This is a genomic window from Paenibacillus aestuarii, assembly GCF_027789125.1.
Taxonomy (GTDB): Bacteria; Bacillota; Bacilli; order Paenibacillales; family NBRC-103111; genus Paenibacillus_E; species Paenibacillus_E aestuarii.
In genome coordinates, this window is sequence record NZ_JAQFVF010000030.1 from 20,983 (window position 1) to 43,053 (window position 22,071).

16 protein-coding genes are annotated in these 22,071 nt (G+C 53.7%); 15 read left to right on the plus strand and 1 reads right to left on the minus strand.

Annotated features, from left to right (window positions below; all coding sequences use genetic code 11):
* Position 1: 1 nt before the first annotated feature.
* The 9 genes from O9139_RS14435 to O9139_RS14475 all read left to right on the plus strand — a co-directional run bounded on the left by O9139_RS14435 (position 2) and on the right by O9139_RS14475 (position 12,359).
* On the plus strand, positions 2-910 hold the full coding sequence (locus tag O9139_RS14435) for a DMT family transporter (RefSeq protein WP_270880173.1): 909 nt from the start codon (positions 2-4) through the stop codon (positions 908-910).
* A 70-nt stretch (positions 911-980) separates the two neighbouring features.
* Positions 981-1,784: an aminoglycoside N(3)-acetyltransferase gene (locus O9139_RS14440; RefSeq protein WP_270880174.1), complete on the plus strand. Its 804-nt coding sequence runs from the start codon at positions 981-983 to the stop codon at positions 1,782-1,784.
* A gap of 259 nt (positions 1,785-2,043) precedes the next feature.
* Positions 2,044-3,627, plus strand: a complete 1,584-nt coding sequence (gene hutH, locus O9139_RS14445) for a histidine ammonia-lyase (RefSeq protein WP_270880237.1) — start codon at positions 2,044-2,046, stop codon at positions 3,625-3,627.
* Positions 3,628-3,663: 36 nt separating this feature from the next.
* Positions 3,664-5,343, plus strand: a complete 1,680-nt coding sequence (gene hutU / locus O9139_RS14450; protein WP_270880175.1) for a urocanate hydratase — start codon at positions 3,664-3,666, stop codon at positions 5,341-5,343.
* A gap of 23 nt (positions 5,344-5,366) precedes the next feature.
* The gene (gene hutI, locus O9139_RS14455; protein WP_270880238.1) at positions 5,367-6,653 is read left to right on the plus strand and encodes an imidazolonepropionase; all 1,287 of its coding nucleotides are present in this window, start codon (positions 5,367-5,369) and stop codon (positions 6,651-6,653) included.
* Positions 6,650-7,621 (plus strand): formimidoylglutamase, encoded by a 972-nt coding sequence (gene hutG / locus O9139_RS14460; RefSeq protein ID WP_270880176.1) that lies wholly within the window; start codon positions 6,650-6,652, stop codon positions 7,619-7,621. The genes hutI and hutG overlap by 4 nt, the downstream gene beginning before the upstream one ends.
* A 185-nt stretch (positions 7,622-7,806) precedes the next feature.
* Positions 7,807-8,964 carry a YecA family protein gene (locus O9139_RS14465; protein WP_270880177.1) on the plus strand — a complete coding sequence of 386 codons (1,158 nt, stop codon included), beginning with the start codon at positions 7,807-7,809 and terminating at the stop codon, positions 8,962-8,964.
* A 138-nt stretch (positions 8,965-9,102) separates the two neighbouring features.
* Positions 9,103-10,167 carry an FUSC family protein gene (locus O9139_RS14470; protein WP_270880178.1) on the plus strand — a complete coding sequence of 355 codons (1,065 nt, stop codon included), beginning with the start codon at positions 9,103-9,105 and terminating at the stop codon, positions 10,165-10,167.
* 203 nt (positions 10,168-10,370) lie between these two features.
* Positions 10,371-12,359: a transglycosylase domain-containing protein gene (locus O9139_RS14475; protein ID WP_270880179.1), complete on the plus strand. Its 1,989-nt coding sequence runs from the start codon at positions 10,371-10,373 to the stop codon at positions 12,357-12,359.
* Between the two features lie 110 nt (positions 12,360-12,469).
* On the opposite strand, the gene O9139_RS14480 is transcribed toward O9139_RS14475, so the two are convergent.
* Positions 12,470-13,462, minus strand: coding sequence for a hypothetical protein (locus O9139_RS14480; RefSeq protein WP_270880180.1), 993 nt, complete (start codon positions 13,460-13,462; stop codon positions 12,470-12,472).
* Positions 13,463-13,699: 237 nt separating this feature from the next.
* On the opposite strand from O9139_RS14480, the gene O9139_RS14485 reads away from it, so the two are divergent.
* From O9139_RS14485 to O9139_RS14510, 6 genes are all read left to right on the plus strand, one after another.
* Positions 13,700-14,281, plus strand: a complete 582-nt coding sequence (locus O9139_RS14485) for a DUF5317 domain-containing protein (RefSeq protein ID WP_270880181.1) — start codon at positions 13,700-13,702, stop codon at positions 14,279-14,281.
* A 346-nt stretch (positions 14,282-14,627) separates the two neighbouring features.
* Entirely contained in the window at positions 14,628-16,394 is a 1,767-nt protein-coding gene (locus O9139_RS14490; RefSeq protein WP_270880182.1) for a bifunctional diguanylate cyclase/phosphohydrolase, read from the plus strand.
* Between the two features lie 193 nt (positions 16,395-16,587).
* Positions 16,588-17,346 carry an IclR family transcriptional regulator gene (locus O9139_RS14495; protein WP_270880183.1) on the plus strand — a complete coding sequence of 253 codons (759 nt, stop codon included), beginning with the start codon at positions 16,588-16,590 and terminating at the stop codon, positions 17,344-17,346.
* 105 nt (positions 17,347-17,451) lie between these two features.
* Entirely contained in the window at positions 17,452-18,918 is a 1,467-nt protein-coding gene (gucD, locus tag O9139_RS14500) for an alpha-ketoglutaric semialdehyde dehydrogenase GucD (RefSeq protein ID WP_270880184.1), read from the plus strand.
* 36 nt (positions 18,919-18,954) lie between these two features.
* On the plus strand, positions 18,955-19,836 hold the full coding sequence (locus tag O9139_RS14505) for a fumarylacetoacetate hydrolase family protein (protein WP_270880185.1): 882 nt from the start codon (positions 18,955-18,957) through the stop codon (positions 19,834-19,836).
* A 100-nt stretch (positions 19,837-19,936) separates the two neighbouring features.
* Positions 19,937-21,886: a YjhG/YagF family D-xylonate dehydratase gene (locus O9139_RS14510; protein ID WP_270880239.1), complete on the plus strand. Its 1,950-nt coding sequence runs from the start codon at positions 19,937-19,939 to the stop codon at positions 21,884-21,886.
* The last annotated feature ends 185 nt before the right edge of the window (positions 21,887-22,071 follow it).

Sequence of the window (22,071 nt, forward strand, 5' to 3'; positions counted from 1 at the left end):
GATGAGACCCAAGACATGGTTCATGCTGCTGTCGTTCTCTATTTTTACGGGAGCGACCTTTAACTTGGCCAAATATACGGTGAATTACTTCACGCCCTATTCAGCGGCCGCCTGGCGATTCGGCATAGCTGCCGTTATCATGATCATCTTCGTGTTGGGCAAAGAAAAGGCTAATAACAAGGCAGCGCTGGTGCAAAATGGCTGGATGTACGCGGTTCTCGGCTTCATTGGCATTTTTGGCTTTAACGCTTTATTTTTCATGGGGATGAGGGAGACTTCGCCCGTGAACGGCGCTTTGATTATGGCGACGAATCCGCTCATCACGACCCTTCTTTCGGCCATTGTGCTGAAAACACCAATGACGAAGCGCCAGGGGCTGGGCATCGGCTGTTCATTAGCAGGTGTCATATTGGTTTTGACACAAGGCTCATGGTACATGGTGAGTCGGCTTGCCTTTTCGATAGGGGATATAGGGATCTTGCTCGGCAATTTTTGTTGGGCGCTTTACGGTGTTTGGGGTCGGAGGTTTTTGCGCCAAAGCTCGTCACTGCAAACGACATCCTTTACGATGGTCATAGGTGCAATTATTCTTATTTTGTTTGCGGTCGTTACGCCTAACCAGCACCAAGTAGCGGCAGCACCACTAGCCGCTTGGGGAGCGATCGTATTCATGGCGGTGTTCACGACTGTGTTGGGCTACTTGTTTTGGAATGAAGGAATGAAAGAAATTGGTGCCGCCAAAACTTCCGTTTTCTTCAATTTAGTCCCTGTCGTCACGATGCTGATTACGGCGCTATCGGGTGCGGCGATTTCAACCGTCCAAATCATAGGGGCGGCGCTGGTCATTCTAGGCGTAGCGTTATCTTCCGGTCTCCAGCTAACTCGAAAAGTGAGGTCCGTAGGCGTTTAGTGCCCTTCGGCGCGGGTTTTGATAAAATGGGAAATAGTTTCCATGGGACAATAAGGAGCGGAGAAAACAGATGAGCGAAAAAGAAATTGTGAATGCAACCCGTATGCCGATCACAGTACGAGGCATGGTACAGGATTTAGTGAGTTTAGGAATTCGCGAAGGTGATCGCCTCCTCGTGCATGCCTCACTATCCCGATTGGGATGGGTTTGCGGGGGCCCTCAAGCCGTTGTGCAAGCATTAATGGATGCTGTCGGCAAAGACGGGACGCTCGTCATGCCCGCGCAAAGCGGGGATTGGAGCGATCCGGCTGAATGGGGAAATCCGCCTGTACCTCATGATTGGATAGAAGTTATTTACCGCGAGCTGCCTGCGTTCGACCCGGCGATTACTCCGACTCGCGGAATGGGGCGGATCGCCGAGCTATTCCGGACATTTCCGGGTACTTTGAGATCGCGGCATCCACAAGTTTCGTTTTGTGCGAACGGGTATGATGCCGAACAAATTACCACAGACCATCCTTTAACGCCACAATTCGGCATGTCATCGCCGCTCGGCAAGCTGTATGAGCTTAATGCCAAGGTGCTTCTGTTAGGCACGGGATTTCGTACGTGTACAAGCTTTCATCTCGCCGAAACGCTGCTGGCAGGAATGCCTGTGAAGCGGATGGGTACGGCTATGCTGGATCATGGCGAGCGGGTCTGGAAATGGTTCGACGACTTTGCTTACGATTCCGAAGATTTCGCAGCATTGGGAACGCAGTTGGAGCAAGTGTGCAGCGTGCGGACCGGGAACGTAGGCCATGCGGCATGCAAGCTGTTGGATATGAAGGAAGCGGTTGATTTTGCGGCGCAGTGGTTGAAACGGAACAGATGAAAAGGCAACCCGGGCGGTTTTCCATCTTGACAGCTGGTAATTGACCATGTGACAATAAGAGGGATACCAATATGAATTTCGAACACCAATATAATCAAAAGTGAGTGAGCGCGATGATGTGTCGGCAAGAGTACGAGCACGATACCGGACAATCGCATAAAGCCCTCTTTTTTCAAAAGAGACCGTATGGAAGTCGATGACTTCTGTACGGTCTCTTTCTTTTGTTAAAGCAAGAAAGGAGTCTGATGAGACTATGGCAATGGTATACAAACAAAGGAATGAACAGGAACTACAGCAAGCAGGAGGTGAAGTGGTGAATTCCATTCTGCTCGATGGCGCGCAGTTAACCCCGGAGCACGTTGCGGAGGTCGTTTACAACCGGGCGCCGGTGGTGCTGCAGAACGAAGCCCTGCAGCGCGTGAACGCCTGCCGCAGCATGGTGGAGGACCTTGTCGCTGCGGGTAAAGTCGTCTACGGCGTCACGACCGGGTTCGGCAAATTTAGCGACGTGCACATTTCACCGGAGGACGCCGTGCAGCTGCAGCTGAACTTGATCCGCAGCCACGCCTGCGCGGTTGGCAAGCCGCTGCCGGAGCCGACGGTGCGCGCGTTGATGCTGCTACGGGCCAACGCGCTGGCGAAAGGGCATTCCGGCATCCGCCTGGAAACGCTGCAGCTGCTCATCGACTGCATTAACCGTGGCGTGCACCCGGTCGTGCCCGAGCAGGGCTCGCTTGGCGCAAGCGGCGACTTGGCGCCGCTATCCCATCTGGCGCTCGTGCTGATGGGTGAAGGCGAAGCCTTCTATCGCGGGCGGCGTCTTGCGGGCGCAGAGGCGCTGGCCCAGGCAGGGCTGAAGCCGATTACTCTGCAGGCGAAGGAGGGGCTGGCCTTAATCAACGGCACGCAGATTATGACATCCATCGGCACGTTGGCGTTAGTGAAAGCGCAGAACCTGGCCAAAGTCGCGGATGTGATCGCAGCGCTGACGGTAGAGTGCCTGCGCGGCATCCCGGAGGCTTTTGCCGAGGAAGTGCAGCTGGTGCGCCCGTATCCGGAGCAGATCGGCGTCGCCCGCAACCTGCGCACCCTGCTGGCCGGCAGCAAGCTGACGACGCGTCAAGGCGAGCTTCGCGTGCAGGACGCGTACTCGCTGCGCTGCTTGCCGCAAGTGCACGGCGCGACGCGCCAGGTTCTCGCCTACGCGGAGGACAAAATCGCCGTCGAGATCAATGCAGCGACCGATAACCCGCTCTTGTTCGTCGATCAGGGGCTGGTCATCTCCGGCGGCAACTTCCATGGGCAGCCGATCGCTTTTGCCATGGATTTTCTCAAAATCGGCATGAGCGAGCTTGCCAATATCTCTGAACGCCGCACCGAGCGGCTGGTGAACCCGGCGCTGTCCGGCGGTCTGCCGGCTTTTCTCAGCCACAACCCTGGCGTCGGTTCCGGCATGATGATCACGCAATACGTCAGCGCTTCGCTCGTATCGGAGAACAAAGTGCTGGCCCATCCGGCCAGTGTCGACTCCATTCCGTCATCGGCGAATCAGGAGGACCATGTGTCCATGGGCACCACGGCGGCGCGTCATGCGGCGCAGGTCATTGACAATGTGTCCAAAGTGCTGGCAATCGAGCTGATCTGCGCCGCTGAAGCCGCCAACTTCATCGGAGCTGACGGACTCGCACCGGCGACCCGGGCGCTGTACGATAAGCTGCGCGCGCTCGTGCCGCCAGTGCTCGAAGACCGCTCCACATCCCATGAGATTGAACAGGTGGCGGTTGCATTAATGGAAGGCGAATGGCTGCAAGCGGTGGAGCAAGTCGTAGGTGAATTATTTTAACCGGACTCATACACTTCATTGAGGGGGAAATCAATTATGACCACGAACCATGCATCGGATTCCAAAAGAGTGATTCGCGCCGCACGAGGCACTGAACTGTCCAGTAAAGGCTGGGTTCAGGAGGCGGCATTGCGTATGCTGATGAATAATCTGGACCCTGAAGTCGCAGAGCGCCCGGAGGATCTTGTCGTCTACGGCGGCATCGGGAAGGCGGCCCGCAATTGGCCGGCCTTCGATGCCATCGTCCGCGAATTGCAGCGCCTGGCCAGCGATGAAACGCTGCTGATTCAATCCGGCAAGCCGGTCGGCGTGTTCCGAACGCATGAGCGCGCCCCGCGCGTCCTGCTGTCCAACTCCGTTCTCGTGCCGAAATGGGCGAATTGGGAGCATTTTCGCGAGCTGGAGCAAAAAGGGCTGATGATGTACGGCCAAATGACCGCGGGCAGCTGGATCTATATTGGCACCCAAGGCATTCTGCAGGGTACGTATGAAACGTTCGCCGAAGCGGCGCGCCAGCATGCCGGCGGAACGCTACAAGGCACGCTGACGCTAACCGCAGGACTTGGCGGAATGGGGGGCGCGCAACCGCTTGCGGTCACCATGAACGAGGGTGTCGTCATTGCCGTTGAGGTCGACCGTTCGCGCATTGAGCGGCGCATTCAGACGCGCTATTGCGATGTGCTCGCCGAAACCCTGGATGAGGCGTTGGCGCTGGCGAATCAGGCGATCGCGGACAAGAGAGCGCTTTCGATTGGGCTCCTTGGCAATGCGGCGGAAGTTTATCCGGAGTTTGTGCGGCGCAGAATCAAGCCGGATTTTGTTACGGACCAAACTTCGGCGCACGACCCGCTGATCGGCTATATTCCGGCAGGTTATTCCCTGGCTGAGGGGGCGAAGCTTCGCGCCGAAGACCCGGACCGCTATGTCGCGCTTGCTAAGCAAAGCATGGCCGTTCATGTGCAGGCGATGCTGGACTTGAAGCAAATGGGTGCAGTCGTATTCGACTACGGCAACAACATTCGTCAAGTCGCTTTCGATCAAGGCGTCGCGAACGCCTTCGACTTCCCGGGTTTCGTGCCGGCTTATATTCGTCCATTGTTCTGCGAAGGCAAAGGCCCGTTCCGTTGGGCAGCGCTCTCCGGCGACCCGGAAGACATTCGCAAAACCGACGAGCTGGTGCTGAAGCTGTTCCCGGACAATGAACATCTGCGCCGCTGGATCACGATGGCCGGTGAGCGTGTCGCGTTCCAGGGCTTGCCGGCGCGAATATGCTGGCTCGGCTACGGCGAGCGCGAGAAGTTCGGCCTTGCGCTCAATGAGATGGTCCGCAAGGGAGAGCTGAAAGCCCCGATCGTCATTGGGCGCGACCATTTGGACTGCGGCTCCGTGGCTTCGCCAAACCGCGAGACGGAAGCGATGAAAGACGGCTCTGATGCAGTCGGCGACTGGGCGATTCTCAATGCGCTGATCAATACATCCGCAGGTGCATCCTGGGTTTCCATTCATCATGGCGGCGGGGTCGGCATGGGCTACTCGCTGCACGCAGGCATGGTCGTGGTTGCCGACGGGACGGATGCGGCGGATGAGCGGCTGCGCAGCGTCCTGACGTCGGATCCGGGCATGGGCGTGATCCGCCATGTGGACGCAGGTTACGAGGAAGCGGTCGAAACGGCCGAAAAGCACGGCATCCGCATTCCGATGCGTGAACAGGGATAGTGGGGGTCTTGGAAATGGAAAATATGGGTAAATTCGATATGCTCATTACCGGCATTGGTCGCATGGTCACCCCGCCGGGGAATTCACCGCGTTTCGGGGCGGAGATGAAGGAAGTGCGCGAAATCGTGGACGCGGCGGTCGCCATCCGCGATGGGCGCATTGCGCTGTTCGGCGCGGAGCAGGACGTGCGGGGTGCCTTGGCGGGAGCCGACATCGTGCAATCGCTGGATGTTGGCGGCCGCATGGTCACGCCTGGGCTTGTCGATCCGCACACCCATCTGGTGCATGGCGGATCGCGCGAGCACGAGCTGGCGCTTAAGCGCGCCGGCGTGCCGTACTTGGACATTCTCGCGCAGGGAGGCGGGATTCTTAGCACCGTGAAGAGAACGAGAGCCGCCAGCGAGGAGGCGCTTTACGAGAAGGCGCGGCGCAGCCTGAGCGAGATGCTGTTGAATGGCGTGACTACCGTGGAGGCTAAGAGTGGTTACGGTCTTGCACTAGAAGATGAGCTGAAACAATTGCGTGTAGCGAAGCGCCTGAACGAGACGCACCCGATCGACATCGTCTCGACATTTATGGGCGCCCACGCGGTGCCGCCGGAATTCAAAGGCCGCAGCGACGCGTTTGTCGAGCTGATCGTAACGGAGATGCTGCCTCGGGTTGCGCAGGAAGGCCTTGCGGAGTTTTGCGATGTGTTCTGTGAGCAAGGTGTCTTCTCCATCGAGCAGTCACGCGAAATCCTGCTGGCAGGGAAACGCTGCGGCTTGCGCCCCAAAATCCACGCGGACGAAATTGTGCCGCTTGGAGGCGCAGAGTTATCCGCTGAAGTGGGCGCGATTTCAGCCGAGCATCTGCTCGCTGCCACGGATGATGGCCTTGCGGCCTTGGCAGCGCGCGGCGTTGTTCCGGTGCTGCTGCCAGGAACGTCATTCAATCTCGGGCTGAGCCGGCACGCCCGCGCGCGTGACATGATTGACAAGTACGCGCTGCCTGTCGCCCTCTCGACGGACTACAACCCAGGCTCATGCCCGACAGAATCCATACAGCTGATCATCATGCTGGCTTCGCTGAACTTAAAAATGACGCCGGAGGAAATTTTGACCGCCTGTACGCTTAACGCTGCGAACGCACTGGACCGCGGGGCGGATATCGGCTCCATTGAAATCGGCAAGCGCGCGGATCTCACGGTTTTTAATGCGCCGAATCTGGCCTATCTGCCGTATCATTTTGGGGTGAATCATACGTATGGTGTGATCAAGAACGGCCATGTTGCTGTATGGGACCGCAAGGAGGTTGGGGCAGGCGTATGAACAATCCTGACATTCCATATTTAAAATCGCCTGATCAGGCTGCCTTTCGCGATCATCTTGAAACCAAAGTCGCTCACTGGCTGCGGCAGTGGGATGGCAAAGAGGAGCTCGTCGCCGGCATAATCGGCGTACCGCTCTCGAAGCCCTCGATTTCGCTCTCGGGCGCGTCGACAACCCCTGCGGCCGTCCGCGCCGCATTCAAATCTTTCACCACCTACTCGATGGAGTATGGTGTCGATTTGCAGCATATGGCCGTCCGCGATCTTGGCGACATTCAAATGCATGTGACGGATATCGCGGAATGCCACCGCCGGATTGAAGACAGTTTGCGCGCATTGTACCGCTTGCAGCCCCACATGATCCCGATTATCTTCGGCGGGGATCATTCGACGAGCTGCCCGTCGCTGAAAGCATTCGCGGACCGGCATCCGGGCAAAAAGGTGGGCATCCTGCATTTCGACGCTCATCATGACGTGCGCAACTTCGAAGACGGCGGAGCGACGAACGGGACGCCGTTTCGCGGTATTTTGGAATCCGGCGTTGTGGAAGGCCGCCACATTGTGCAGATTGGCATTCGTGGGTTCATGAATGCGAAGCCGTACCATGACTACGTCAAGAGCAAGGGCGTACATGTCTATACATCTCGCGATGTGAGGCGCATGGGCATCGATGCCGTGCTGGATCAGGCGCTGCAGCTTGCTAGCGATGGCACGGATGTACTCTACGTCAGCTTTGACGTAGACGTGATCGACCAAGCCTATGCGCCAGGCTGCCCGGCCATTGGTACGGGCGGCATGCATCCGTGGGACGCGCTGGACGCGCTCTACCGGCTCGGCGCTTTGCCGCAGGTGCAAGGGCTGGACTTCGTCTGCATCGATCCGACGGTCGATGTGCGCAACGTCACCTCGCGTCTGGTGGTGCAGTTTATGCTTAGCTTTTTAGCCGGTGTGGCGATGCGGCCGATGTAGCCGGTTGGGTTCAAGCACCTTCCTCGTGGTAGAGGGAGGTGTTTTTTTTGTGGTCCAAAAGAACCAAAAATGCGAACTTTTTATGGAAACTTGTGGAAAGACCTATCGGAAACGGCCAATACATTGTACAATGTATGAGTTATTTTTACATGGACACGTTTTTCTTTTTGGAAAGGATGAAGGAAATGAACAAGCACCAAAGCGCAACAGACCAGCAGGAAGCTAAAGAGGTGGACCAGCAAAAGCTGGAGCTGGATGCTTCGTTTGCACTCGCTGAAATTCTAGCCCCATTAACGAAAGGCGAGTTAACGGTACTTCGCACGAACCTAGGCATTAAAGGCGTAAGCAATTTGAAAAAACAGGAACTTGCCCAGACGCTGGCGCAGCATATTCCTCAGGCGCTGCCCGAGCTTTTTCATAAAATGGACGAAACGCGCTACCAGATCCTGAAACAAATTGCCGGCCAAGGCGGCTTTACGCATACGCTGCTTCGTCCGGATCAGTTTGCCTATTTTACAAACAGAGGTTTGCTGTTCTCTGGCACCTATCAGGGGGATACGGCGCATTACATCCCGGCTGAAGTGTTGAATGCATTCCACAATTTGGACTTTACTGACTATCGGGAAACGTTTAAAAGGAATGCGGAATGGATCAAGCTGGTGCGCGGCATGCTGCTTTATTATGGTAAACTGAGCCACAGCGAGTTTGAGACTCTGCTGAAGAAGTATGCGGTCCCTAGCGGCAAAAATAGCAACTTCATGGTCGTACTGGGAGAAGCGCTTGCGTTCTACACGGATATGAAGTCCGAGGCTAACGGCCTCTACAGCAGCTTGTACCTCGATAACAGGCTCTTGAATCCGCTGACAAACTTGGATTTGATGTTGTATCCGTTCACGGCCAAGCAGCTGCAGGAAGCCGGCGAGCCAGGGTTCGTTGACCGCCATGCAAGCCATAAAGCCTTTATTGAGTTTATCCGGAAAAACTATACGATTACTTGGGAAGAAGCCGATCGCATCGTGCAAGAATGCGTGGAAGCGCTAAGACTCGGCAGATCGACTAGTCAAGTTTTGCAGATGCTGCAGGAGCAGCTGGAACTCGACGATGCGGAATTAATGCGCGGTTTTATGGGCGCCCTCGGTACGCTTCATAACAATACGCGCCAATGGCTGCTCAAAGGCTACACGCCGAACGAGCTGTCTCCGGCTGCCCAGCCGACTGCGGTCACCATGCAGCGCGCAGCTGTGCCTGTTGTTCAGACCGAGGCCGCGAAGGTCAAGGTCGGACGGAATGACCCGTGCACTTGCGGCAGCGGCAAAAAGTATAAGAAGTGCTGCGCATCTTAATCGTAAAGCAATCCATAGCCTGCTTGAGCCGTTTCGGCGCTCTGGCAGGCTTTTTGTTTGGGCGATTCTTTTGCATAAGATCGCGCACCTGTGTAAGATAAGACTTAGGTATGGGTTAAAAGGAAGAGGAGGAACTTTGTGGTTTTTGGTGCTCGCGTTTGGAAGACGGGCATTGCGGTGACTTTAGCCTTGTATATCAGTATGTGGCTGGATTTCTCACCTCCCGTTATTGCGGCTGTGGCAGCGATTTTTGCCGTGCAGCCTTCGATTTACCGGTCTTGGCGATATTTTCTCGAGCAGTTGCAAACGAATGTGTTGGGCGCGGTGCTGGCGCTGCTTGCCGGTACGTTTTTCTCGAATAATGTTATAGCCGTCGGCATTGTATGTATACTTGTTATCCTTCTCTGTTTACGCATGCGTATGGAAGAAACGATTGGACTTACACTGGTTACTGTTGTAGCTGTTATGGAAGCCTCGGCAGATTGGAAATTTGCGGTTAACCGCTTTTTATTGAGCTTGATTGGGATTGGCTGCGCGTTTTTAATCAATGTGCTCTTTTTCCCGCCGAAGCCTAAGGAGCAATTTGCCGCGCAAATTCAGACGGCGTTCAGCAAGATGTCGCTGCTTCTGCGCACAGTGATCTCCAATGAAATGAAAGAAACGGTGTTTCGCGATGAAAAAGTCGCTTTAGAGGGCGCGCTGCGCGCCTTGGCTGATAAGTTTAAGCTGATGGAAGAGGAAGTAAAGAAGCTGAAGCGTTCCAGCTTTACCAGCATCCGGCACCTCGTGATCTATAAGCAAAAGCTGCTGGCCATGCACAAAGGGCTTGAAGTGCTGGAAGCGGTGGAGGAACACTACTTCCAGGCGGCGCGAACGCCGGAAATTAATCATTTTTTTGATGATCATGTAGAGCGCCTTATTAAGTTTCATGAGCATGTGCTACTTAAGTTCGATGACAAGCTGAAGGCGGATTGCTCGGAGGGAATGGGAATCGAAGAGGAGAATGAACGCTTCATGTCCAACCTCATCGGAAGCTACCAAGAGCGGCCTTCAGGGATGCTGCGCTTATCGATTGTCGCGGCGGCGCTGTACGATTACGGGCACCAAATCGCTAGATTGGATAAGCTGGTCGAGCATATTCATCGCGGTGATGAGGAAAAGGTCCCTTTTGACACGTTGCTGAAAAGTATGAGGCTGAAATAAGGAAGCGGGCTATTGTCTCAGCTGGCGGTAGGCCCGTCTTAAGCGTAAAACCCGCTTTAGAGGCGCCGCCGCAGCGATCGCAGCCCCGTCACTGAACCTGAAGCGCCTATTCCATCAACTGGAATAGGCGTTTTTTGCATAAATAGGTCACTTTCGATCCCCTTGTTACGAATACCTATATGGATAAGGGGAGGAACGTGCAAATGAAGCATTCTTTTTGGAAATCGAAGTGGAAGTCTATTGTAAAAATTACGGTAATCGCTGTGCTGGTCGTCACTGTGATCATAAGCGCGGCATCTTATATGTACATTCGCGGTTTGGACGTCTCCAAGCTGAACCAGCCGCTTCCGGAATCGACACTTGTACTCGACAGAAACGGGAAACCGGCATCGCAGCTATCATCTTCAAAGATTGAATTTGTGAGTCTTTCGCAAATGCCAAAAGCATTGACCGATGCAGTCGTGGCGGTGGAGGACCGAAGATTTTACGAGCACTCGGGCATCGATTTGAAATCGATTGTTCGTGCGGTTGTCCGAGACGTGGTGAGAGGCGGATATTCAGAAGGGGCCAGCACCATCACCCAACAGCTAGCGCGAAACTTGTTTCTAAACGCGGACAAAACGCTGGGACGTAAGCTGCGAGAAGCGGCCTACGCGGTCAAGATTGATATGACCTACAGCAAGGACGAAATTTTGGAGATGTATTTGAACAGTATTTATTTCGGCGAAGGAAGCTGGGGCGTGCAGGGGGCGGCGAAAACCTATTTTAGCAAAAATGTGCACGACCTAAGCCTGTCGGAAGCCGCCGTGCTGGCTGCTTTGCCTAAAGCGCCCAGCCGGTATTCCCCCTTTCAGGATGAGGCACAGGCGCTGGAGCGGAGGAATACGGTCTTGCAGCTGATGCGAGATGAAGGCAAGATTACGCCGCAGGAATATGAGAAGGCCAAATCTGCCAATCTGGGCGTTGTCAAAGGCGGCAAGGGCAATGATTTGAAAGGCCGGTTCCCTGCCTATGTGGATGCTGTGATTAACGAGGCTGTGGAGAAGTACGGATTTACTGAAGAGCAGCTGTTAACAGGGGGTTTAAAAATAACGACGGAACTGGACCCCACTGTGCAGCAAGCCGTGCTCGACGTCTATAATGATGACAGCTATTTCCCGGCAGGGAAGCCGGATCAGCTCGTGCAGAGCGGGGCCGTGATTTTGGACCCGCGTACTGGCGGTATTCGCGCGCTGGCCGGGGGGCGGGGCGATAGTGTTTTTCGCGGCTTCAGTCATGCGACCCAGCTGCGCAGGCAGCCGGGCTCGACCTTTAAGCCGATTGTGGTGTATGGGCCGGCGCTCGAGAAGGGCTATGCGCCTAATTCTTCCTTATACGACGGCCCATTGAATATCGACGGCTATCAGCCTGAGGACTGGGACCATCAGTCCCGGGGCCAGGTCACGATGCAGGAGGCGCTCACTTCGTCGTGGAACGTGCCTGCTGTGTGGCTGCTTCATGAGATCGGCATCGATCAGGGGCTGCAGTTCGCCAAATCGCTAGGCATTCCGCTTCCGGCGAACGACCGCCAGCTCGGCATTGCGCTCGGCGGATTATCGGAAGGCGTGTCTCCGCTTCAAATGGCGCAAGCGTTTGGCGCGTTTGCCGATGAAGGCAATCTGTATCCCGCCCACACGATTATGAAGATTGAGACAGGAGACGGACATATTCTGATCCAAGCCAGTCCAAAAGGGACGCAGGTGATGAAGCCTGACACTGCGTATACGATGACAGCGATGCTGCAGCAAGTGGTAGCCGGCGGCACAGGGAAGAACGCTGCGATGAATCGTCCGGTCGCAGGCAAGTCGGGAACAACACAGCTTCCCGACACAGCGGAGTTCAAGGGCATTGACGCGAACAGCGCCAAGGATGCCTGGTTCGTCGGTTATACGCCGGAGCTGACGGCGGCGGTCTGGGTCGGTTACGATCATACCGATCGCAACCATTACTTGACGACGTCCGGCGGCGCAGTGCCGGCCGTCCTGTTTAGGGAAATGATGACGCGGGCGCTGGCTCAGGCGCCAGTCGTAGCTTTTCATCCGCCATCGGCGGATATGTCGCGCCCTGCTGTGGAGCAGGTGGCTCCCGGGCCAGAGACACACGAGAAAAAGCCTCCCGAGCACGGGCGCGGCAAAGGGAAGAAGAAGGATTAAGGTCTCGTAGAAGAGCTGACAATGTGCCGCCAGAAACGCAAAAATATCCTGCAGGATCTGCAGGATATTTTTGCGTTTCGCGTATTTGCCAGGCGGCGGCTCAATGTCAATTAATCATCCTGATTGCCGCCACGTTTCTCATTGTCGTTCTTTTTGTGATTCTCCGGTTTTTCGGGCTTCTTTGCGTGCTCATCCTTTTTCTCATGTGGATCATCATGTGCGGCACGCTCTTTGGCCTCGTCTTTAGTTGGATTCGGCTTAGGGGAATCGGCTTTTTGCGAGTTCTCCTTTTTGTCGCCATTGTCATCTTTGTCATCATCATTATGGTCAGATGCGGACTGCTTCCAGTTGGTCTTTAGCTGGACGTTCAATTGGGTCGTATCCAGCGTGTAATGCTCGGCGAGCTCCTGAAGCAGCGCTTGCTGTGCATTGGCGGACTTCAAGTCGACGCCAGCCAGCAGCTGCTTGATCCACATCGCGGCTTCGTCGCCTTTGAGATGCACGGTGCCAGAGCCTTCAGGCTTGATTGATAAATCATAAAGCGTGCGGCCGTTGCCAGGCACTTGTTTGATTTGCAATTTGAAATGCTTGCCGTCGATTTTCAGGTCAATGCCGGCTAGACCCGGATAGACGGTGTCATCTTTGGCGGCAGCGGTCGTGCCGAGCGTCGGCGATGCTGGAGCAGCTTGCGCAGCTGGTGTCGCAGATGGCGTTGCAGTCGGAACCGCTGACGGCGACGGCACAGGCGTTGCGCTCGGCGCAGGCGAAGCAGCAGGGGCTTCAGCTGATGAAGCTTTCACATAGGCGGCTTGCTGCTTGCTGTTCATGATCAGTTCGATCTGATCCCCAGGTTTCAGATCGGACAGCTGTGCTTTCTGGTCGTTCCGGTACACCCAGACGGATTTCGCTAATGAAATCGTTTGCGTCCCACTAGTCGTTGATATGGATACTTGGGTTTGGTCAGATGAAGTGGATTGGAACGTGCCCACAACGGATGCAGAGGTCGCCGCATCTGAAGAAGTTGCAGCAAATGCGGTCCAACCGCCAAAGATCAGGATGATAGCTAGAATCGAAAAAAGCGAGATTCTTAAACGTTTGTTCATAATTCAGTACACCTCCACCAACAAGGTTCGGAGGGGGAAGAGCTTTTAGGTCGGTCATTACACAGTCCTTGTTGTCAGGGTTAATTCTTCTATAATTTTCAAAAAAATGGAATAAAAAAATGGGAGTTATTGACGATTGACAAGGGAAGTCGTATAATTTTTGTAAACACAAGCATACAATTGTCAGGGTTGACAGCATTTTCAGACAATAATTGCTAGAGAAGAAGGGGCTGCTTCATGGTTTATGATGGCATCGTTATTGGTTTAATCGTTGGCTTCATCCGAGCCGGTTTCATGAATGGGCTAACAGCTCTATCGATGGTCCGGATTCGGGGCGGATATATCTTCCCAGCGCTATTACTCTTTCAATTTGTGCTTATGTATTTTCAGGGCTCCAATCAGTTTCTCGCCCATTACAATGGGTACTTTTTTATTGCCGTTTATTTGGTAGGACTCTATGTCCTCTGGTTGAATCGGCATGAAAGAGGCTTTTGGTTCATTTTTGCCGGTGTCGTGCTGAATACAGTCGTTATGTTAGCTAATGGCGGACGTATGCCGGTCTCCGAAGAGGCCGCATCGGTATTGGATCCGATTTATTTGAAAATGCTCAAAGAAGATCCTGTGATTTATAAGCACGTACTTATGACCAGCGCAACACATCTCCCGTTTCTAGGAGATATTATTCCGCTATCACCGCCTTATCCAAGAAGGCAGGCCATCAGCATCGGGGATGTCATCATGAATTTTGGCATGTTCATTTATCTACAAAAAGTGATGCTTTCCCACAAAGTGGAGGCCTCTCTTGTAGAAATAAAGTAATTCCATCGTACATTTAAAGCGAAAGGAGAGTTACTATGAAAAAGTTACTAGATATGAAGTACAGCCGTGTCGTTATCAATGCGATCATCGTTACATCCGTCATCATCGCGCTTTCTTCTGGCTTTAAACTAACAGGACCTTGATAACTCGATATTAATTTAATTGCATAATTATGCTATATTAAGGGAAACAGGATTTTTGTCTGTTTCCCTTAATTTATTTTGATAGATTTTATCGAGAAAGGTCGTATGAACCCATGGAGGCCGCGCGTAGAGTCATCGCCCAATTGCGTCAACCTAGTAAAAGCTATACATTACTAGTTTATCTAACAGGTGCCTTAATTTTTATGGTGACTTTTAAGTGGTTCCATCATAGTTTTTCACTCTCCCAGTGGGTCATGATCTACTCTTTAGTTATTGCTGTCCTGGTGTTAGATTATTTCACGTTCCAACTGCCTCCGGAAGGTAATCTGCAATCGATGGATTCATCTGTCTATCTGGCGGCAATTTTTGTTTTCGGCGGAAGTTTTGCGCTAACGATCCTGATCATTAGCGCTGTGATTTTTATGATGATTCATCGCAAGATGGCCTGGTGGAAGCATCTATTCAACTTTGCTGTGTATACGATCATGATATCGGGGGCAAACCTGACTTATTATTGGTTGGGTGGCAAAGTAGGCGAACTGGACGCTCAGCGTTTGCCAGCTTATATTATGGCTTTGACGGTATATTTCTTTATCAATGTGATGTTAATCGGGTTCTATTTCTATCTGCTGTATAAAGGCAATTTATTTGATGTGATAAGAAGCTTTATTAAAGACGCGCTTTTTGCATATTTAAGCACACTCTTGCTTTCTATTGTATTAGTGGTGTTAATAACGAGCAGCCAGTACTTGGGACTGTTCCTCTTCTTGGCCATTACCATGATGCTCTCGCATGCGTTTCAGCGGTTATTTAAGATGTACAATGAGATGAGTGAAAAGGCGAACAAGGACAGCCGGACAGGGCTGTTTAATCATAGTTATTTTGAAGAGAAATTAGAATCATCCATTCAAGAATATCGTGAACAGGATCGTTCATTCTCGCTGGCGCTGTTGGATTTGGACGATTTCAAAAAGTATAATGACGCATTCGGGCACCCACAGGGTGACAAGCTGTTAAGTTTCTATGGAAAACTGATCAAAGAAGAGTGCGAAGCCAGAGAGATTCTGGCAGCGCGTTACGGCGGCGAGGAGTTTGCCATTATTATGCCGGGCTATGACAAGGCGAAAGCTTTTGCTTTTGTTAACGATCTGCGCAAGAAGATTAATGATATCCCGTTTGATGGCGTCGATGTGCTGCCGCATGGATGTGTGTCGTTCTCAGCCGGTATTTATGAAGTGTCGAGAGAAAACTATTATAAATCTCAGCTCATCGATCTGACCTACCGGGCGCTCTCTGCAGCGAAGGAAAAGGGCAAGAATACCGTAACGGTTTACGGCGAGCAAAGTCAGCTTCCGCAAAGCATTGAACAGGAAATTCACGATTTGGAACAGCAGTTGAAAATATTCCTGTCGAAAGATGTCTATACCTTTAAGCATTCCAAACGTGTGTATTCTTACGCCGTGGATATGGCGGACGTGCTGGGACTTAGCGATGAAGAGCGCAGGCTGCTTATTTTGGGCGCTTTGGTGCATGACATCGGCAAGCTGGAAATTCCGCGAGACGTTCTGAACAAGAAGTCCAAGCTGACGAACGACGAATGGGAAATGGTGAAGAAGCACGTGCTTTGGGGCAAAGAAATCGTCTTGGCGACGGGCAAGTATAATGACCTTGTGCCACTGGTCGAACTGCATCATGAGCGGTTTGACGGCAAGGGCTATCCGTACGGGCTGAAAAACGACGAGATTCCCAAGTTGGCCAGAATGCTGTGTATCATTGACTCGTTCGATGCCATGACGACGGAGCGGCCGTATCAAAAGACGAAGACGGTGGAGGAAGCGATTGAGGAGCTAAAGCGATTCGCAGGCCAGCAATTTGATCCGAAGCTTGTTATTCCGTTTATCGAGTACATCGAGGTTAAAAGGAAGACGGGTTTGACGGTGGATACGAAAGATTCGAACGAAGCGGTTTAGATATAAAGCACAGTCGGCGCTGGGGAGCGCTGGTTGTGTTTTTTTGTGTGAAAATTAGAAAATGAGGAGAAGCTTGAATACTGCCAAAAATAGTCTTGAAAAAGTCGGCCAAATTTTTTAAGATATAGTTGTATAATATAGATGCTAGTTTTACAATATAGAACATTTTGCAAATGGTAGCAGGAGTGAATACATGCCAATTATACAAGCGTTAGATCGGGCAATGAACATTTTAGAGTTGTTCGACGAGCATACGACAGAACTGAAGATCACGGAGATCAGTGCGAGAATGGACCTGCACAAAAGCACGGTTCATTCGCTTTTAAGAACCTTACAGCTTCACGGGTATATCGATCAAAATCAAGAATCAGGCAAGTACCGCCTCGGGCTAAAGCTAATTGAGAAAGGCCAGCTCGTGCTTCAAGGAATGGATGTCCGGAGCGTTGCCCGCAAGCATTTGGAAGCGTTGTCGGAGCGGACGGGACAAACGACGAACTTAGTCATACTTGACGGTAAAGAAGGCGTATATATTGATAAGGTAGAAGGCGCCAAAGCGGCTATACGTTATTCGCGCATCGGGCGCCGGGTCCCACTCCATAGCAGTGCGGTAGGGAAAGTCCTGCTGGCGCACATGAGACAGGATAAGCTCGAAGACCTTCTGCGCCAGTATCATTTCCACGTCCAGACCGCGCAGACGATTCAAGATCAGGATACACTGCTGCGCGAGCTTGTACAGGTTCGGGAGCAGGGCTTCGCTATTGACAATCAGGAAAATGAAGCAGGCGTCAGGTGTGGCGCGGTTCCCATCCGTGATCATTCGAACCAGGTGATTGCAGCGATGAGCCTTTCAACGATGACATCCGCAATCGATGATGAGCAATTTCAAGTGTACATAGCCCAGCTGCAACAAGAGGGGGAGTCCGTCTCCCAACATCTTGGTTTCAAGCGATAGGATAAGTTGGCGATTAGTGAATACGTACCCCCAACGGGGTATTTATTTATAAATTTTTAAGAACATAGTTTTATAATGTAAAACAAAATAAAAGGAGATGACAGTATGGGTGCTTTTACCGCAGATCAAGTGTATTTGAACTACATCAACGGAGAATGGATGGGGGCTTCCTCAGGCAAGACAGTTCCAAGTGTGAATCCGGCCAATCCAAAGGAAGTCGTAGGCTACGTGCAAGCGTCGACGAAGGAGGACCTGGATCGGGCCGTTGCGGCGGCGAAGTCAGCTTCTCGTTCTTGGCGGAAGCTATCCGGTGCGGCGCGAGGAGACCTTCTTTATAAAGCGGCTAATCTGTTGGAGCAGCGAGCCGACGAAGTCGCCGAAGCGATGACCCGGGAGATGGGGAAGACGTTCCCCGAAGCGAAAGGCGAGACGCTGCGAGGCGTTGCGATTTTGCGTTATTACGCCGGAGAGGGAATGAGACCGGTTGGTGATGTCATTCCATCCAGTGACAGCGAGGCGCTGATGTTCACGACGCGGGCTCCACTCGGTGTGGTCGGGATCATCTCGCCATGGAACTTCCCGGTTGCGATTCCGATTTGGAAAATGGCGCCGGCGCTGATCTACGGCAATACGGTCGTCCTGAAACCGGCACAGGAAACAGCGGTTACCGCAGCCAAAGTGATCGAGTGCTTGGCAGCAGCAGGTCTGCCTGCAGGCGTAGTTAACTTTGTATGCGGCAGCGGTTCAGTGATCGGACAAGGTTTGGCGGAGCATCCTGACGTGAATGGCATTTCTTTTACCGGTTCGAATCAGGTCGGCAAGCAGGTTGGTCAGGCTGCATTGGCACGAGGGGCGAAGTACCAGCTAGAGATGGGCGGCAAAAATCCGGTCATCGTCGCTGCTGATGCGGATTTGGATCTGGCTGTCGACGGTACGATCAGCGGAGGACTGCGGTCAACTGGGCAAAAGTGTACAGCGACGAGCCGTGTCATCGTTTTGAATGAGGTATATGACGCTTTTAAAGAGAAGCTTGTGGAAAAAGTAGCAAATATTCAGGTCGGCAATGGGATGGACGCTGGCATCTGGATGGGACCTTGTGCGAATGAGAAGCAGCTGGAAACCGTACTGGGTTACATCCAAAAAGGGGTAGACGAAGGTGCCAAGCTGCTAATTGGCGGCAGCAGACCGTCCTCGGCTGACTTGGCGGAAGGCTTCTATGTGCAGCCGACAGTTTTTGATCAAGTCTCGCCGCAGATGACGATTGCCAGAGAAGAAATTTTTGGACCTGTGCTGGCCCTGATTCGGGCGAATTCGCTCGAGGAAGCTATCGCGCTCGCGAATGATAGCGAGTTTGGTTTAAGTGCATCCGTGTACACGAGCAATATCGGCTCCATTTTGTCGTTTATCCAGGATATGGATGCAGGTCTGGTTCGGGTTAACGCCGAGACAGCAGGCGTGGAGCTGCAGGCACCATTCGGCGGGATGAAGCAGTCCAGCTCGCACTCCAGAGAGCAGGGGCAGGCAGCAATAGAGTTTTTCACTTCAATTAAAACAGTTTTCGTGAAGGCTTAGCTGGCATTAACCAAATCCGAAGGAGCGTGTGTGCGAATGAGAATTATTCGTTATCAGAAGGAAACTCAGCTTCAGCTTGCCGCAGTGACTGATCAAGGGGATGTTTACACTTTGCCGCAGAGCGATTATTTGAGTCTGCAGCAGGAAGCGGAAGGTCAAGGCGTTACGATGCTGGAACTTGTTCACGCAGCGATTCGCGATCAGCAGCCAATTGCCGAGCGCCTTGAGGAATTGACCTTAGCCGTACCGATCGAAGCGCCGGAGGTATGGGCAGCCGGGGTGACGTATCAGCGAAGCCGGGAAGCACGCAACTATGAAGCAACGGGCGGTCTCGCCAACGCGTTAACGTTCTACGATAAAGTTTACGATGCGGAGCGGCCGGAAATTTTTTTCAAATCGACGGCAGCCCGTACGGTAGGGCCAGGCGAAGAAGTGCAGCTGCGCAGCGATTCCCACTGGCAGGTACCGGAGCCGGAGCTTGGGCTTGTGCTTGGCAAGCAGGGGAGCATCATCGGGTATACGATCGGTAACGATATGAGCTGCCGGGATATCGAAGGGGAGAACCCGCTCTATTTGCCTCAAGCTAAGGTGTGGAAACGTTCCTGTGCCCTGGGCCCGGCGATCCGGCTCGTGGAGACGGTGGAGAACCCGTACGATCTGCAGATTGCCTGCCGGATTTATCGCCATGATGAAACGGTGGTTGAAGGCACGGCGAACACCGGCCAGTTGAAGCGCAAACTGGAAGAGCTGGCATCTTACTTGGTAAGGGATAACGAGCTCTTCGAAGGCACGGTATTGCTGACGGGAACCTGCATCGTGCCTCCGGACGATTTTACATTGGCAGATGGGGACCGAATTGAAATTGATATTGCCGGGATTGGAACACTCATCAATCCTGTAGCGGGCGCAGGCCGATAAGCTGTCATAATGGAAGCGGTCACAATGGAGCCGTCGCAATGGGGACGGACGACTGTGGCCAGGGAGGGTGAAGGTCTTGAAGGAGAATGTGGAGTTCATCATGGGACAGGACAACGACGAGTTGTATGCCGTTCGCACTCATGCGAGCGGTCCGGCGGGTTCACTCCCTTTGACCAAAGAAATGCTGCTGAACGCACCGAGCGGCGAGTTGTTCGGATTAACGCAAAACGTGGGCATGGGCTGGAAACCTTCGCGTCTCAAAGGGAAGCAGTATCTGCTTCTAAGCACGCAAGGCGGCATCCGCAAGGAAGACGGTACGCCCGTTGCTCTCGGCTATCATACGGGCCATTGGGAGGTCGGCTTGCTGATGCAGGCCGCCGCCTCCGAAATTACCGACAGCGGCGGCGTGCCTTTTGCCGGGTACGTCAGCGATCCGTGTGACGGACGCTCGCAAGGGACAGAAGGCATGTTCGACTCCTTGCCCTACAGGAACGATGCAGCGATCGTATTCCGGCGCTTGATCCGCTCTTTGCCGACGCGCAGGGGCGTCCTCGGTGTGGCCACCTGCGACAAAGGATTGCCGGCCATGATGATGGCGCTGGCCGGCATGCACGATCTGCCTTGCGTGATCGTGCCAGGCGGGGTGACGCTTCCGCCGACGGCCGGCGAGGACGCGGGGAAAATCCAGACCATTGGGGCGAGATACGCCAATGGGGAAATGACACTGGAGGAAGCCGCTGATCTCGGCTGCCGGGCGTGCGCAACCCCTGGTGGGGGTTGCCAATTCCTAGGGACGGCTGCGACTGCGCAAGTCGTGGCGGAAGCGCTGGGCATGACCGTGCCGCATGCAGCGCTCGCCCCGTCGGGGCAGCCCGTATGGGAAGAGATGGCCAGGCAGTCGGCCCGGGCGATGATGCAGCTGGAAGAGAAGGGCATCCGCATGAAGGACATCCTCACCGAAGGAGCCATTCGCAATGCGATGGCGGTACATGCCGCTTTCGGCGGGTCGACGAACTTGCTGCTGCATATTCCAGCCTTCGCGCATGCGGCAGGGGTGCCCGTGCCGACGGTGCAGGACTGGATTCGCGTCAATAAACGCGTGCCCCGCCTAGTCAGCGTCCTGCCGAATGGGCCGGAATACCATCCTACGGTGAGGGTATTCCTGGCGGGCGGCGTGCCGGAAGTGATGCTGCATCTTCGCAGCTTGGGCGTCCTGGACGAAACCGTAATGACGGCATCCGGAGTAAGTCTTGGCTCGGTTCTCGATTGGTGGGAGACCAGTGAGCGCCGCCAGCGGATGAAACGGCTGCTGAAGGAGTTGGACGGCATCGACGCCGACGCTGTCATCATGAGCCCGGAGCGTGCCAAGGAGCGTGGTTTGACGTCCACGGTGACGTTCCCTATGGGGAACTTGGCACCGGAAGGGTCTGTTATCAAGTCCACGGCGATTGACCCGGCGGTAGTCGGTGAGGACGGCGTGTACCGCCATCGCGGACGGGCAAAAGTATTTACGATGGAGAAGCAGGCGATTGCCGCCATCAAAAATGGCCACATTGAGCCGGGCGATATTATGGTGCTGATGGGCCGAGGGCCGTCGGGAACGGGGATGGAGGAAACGTATCAACTGACATCTGCGCTCAAGCATTTATCTTATGGCAAATATGTCTCCTTGATCACGGATGCGAGATTTTCCGGTGTCTCCACAGGGGCATGTATCGGCCATGTCGGTCCGGAAGCACTCGCAGGCGGTCCGATAGGCAAACTGCGGGATGGAGACCTGATCGATATCGTTGTAGACCGTAACCATTTAGAGGGCAGCATCAACTTCATCGGTACGGGGGGCGAAGTGTTGACCCCTGAGGAAGGAAGTCGGGTACTCGCCTCCCGAGAGCCGCACCCGGAATTATCGGCCGATCCGAAGCTCCCGGCGGATACACGGTTATGGGCCGCCTTGCAAGCGGCCAGCGGAGGCACTTGGGCAGGCAGTGTGTATGACGCAGAGCGCATTATAGCTGTGTTGGAAGCGGGGAAAAAAGCGTTGTCCCTGTAAAGCAAGCTTAGGAGCAGCCGGCAAAAAAGCTGAGCCGTCGCAGACCCTTTTTAGGCCGCCTCGCCTGAAAAAGGTTACGGACGGCTTTTTTTACGGGCACAATCTAATGAAATTGGTATTTTACCAAATCAATCGGGCTTATGGTGTAACCGCTTACTTGATAAAATGAAAGCGTAACCAAACAT

What these genes read in the sequence shown, in the direction of transcription:
- O9139_RS14435 (WP_270880173.1), top strand. Translation starts at nt 2, where the DNA reads ATGAGACCCAAGACATGGTTCATGCTGCTGTCGTTCTCTATTTTTACG.
- O9139_RS14440 (WP_270880174.1), top strand. Translation starts at nt 981, where the DNA reads ATGAGCGAAAAAGAAATTGTGAATGCAACCCGTATGCCGATCACAGTA.
- hutH (WP_270880237.1), top strand. Translation starts at nt 2,044, where the DNA reads ATGGTATACAAACAAAGGAATGAACAGGAACTACAGCAAGCAGGAGGT.
- hutU (WP_270880175.1), top strand. Translation starts at nt 3,664, where the DNA reads ATGACCACGAACCATGCATCGGATTCCAAAAGAGTGATTCGCGCCGCA.
- hutI (WP_270880238.1), top strand. Translation starts at nt 5,367, where the DNA reads ATGGGTAAATTCGATATGCTCATTACCGGCATTGGTCGCATGGTCACC.
- hutG (WP_270880176.1), top strand. Translation starts at nt 6,650, where the DNA reads ATGAACAATCCTGACATTCCATATTTAAAATCGCCTGATCAGGCTGCC.
- O9139_RS14465 (WP_270880177.1), top strand. Translation starts at nt 7,807, where the DNA reads ATGAACAAGCACCAAAGCGCAACAGACCAGCAGGAAGCTAAAGAGGTG.
- O9139_RS14475 (WP_270880179.1), top strand. Translation starts at nt 10,371, where the DNA reads ATGAAGCATTCTTTTTGGAAATCGAAGTGGAAGTCTATTGTAAAAATT.
- O9139_RS14480 (WP_270880180.1), bottom strand. Translation starts at nt 13,462, where the DNA reads ATGAACAAACGTTTAAGAATCTCGCTTTTTTCGATTCTAGCTATCATC.
- O9139_RS14485 (WP_270880181.1), top strand. Translation starts at nt 13,700, where the DNA reads ATGGTTTATGATGGCATCGTTATTGGTTTAATCGTTGGCTTCATCCGA.
- O9139_RS14490 (WP_270880182.1), top strand. Translation starts at nt 14,628, where the DNA reads ATGGTGACTTTTAAGTGGTTCCATCATAGTTTTTCACTCTCCCAGTGG.
- O9139_RS14495 (WP_270880183.1), top strand. Translation starts at nt 16,588, where the DNA reads ATGCCAATTATACAAGCGTTAGATCGGGCAATGAACATTTTAGAGTTG.
- gucD (WP_270880184.1), top strand. Translation starts at nt 17,452, where the DNA reads ATGGGTGCTTTTACCGCAGATCAAGTGTATTTGAACTACATCAACGGA.
- O9139_RS14505 (WP_270880185.1), top strand. Translation starts at nt 18,955, where the DNA reads ATGAGAATTATTCGTTATCAGAAGGAAACTCAGCTTCAGCTTGCCGCA.
- O9139_RS14510 (WP_270880239.1), top strand. Translation starts at nt 19,937, where the DNA reads ATGGGACAGGACAACGACGAGTTGTATGCCGTTCGCACTCATGCGAGC.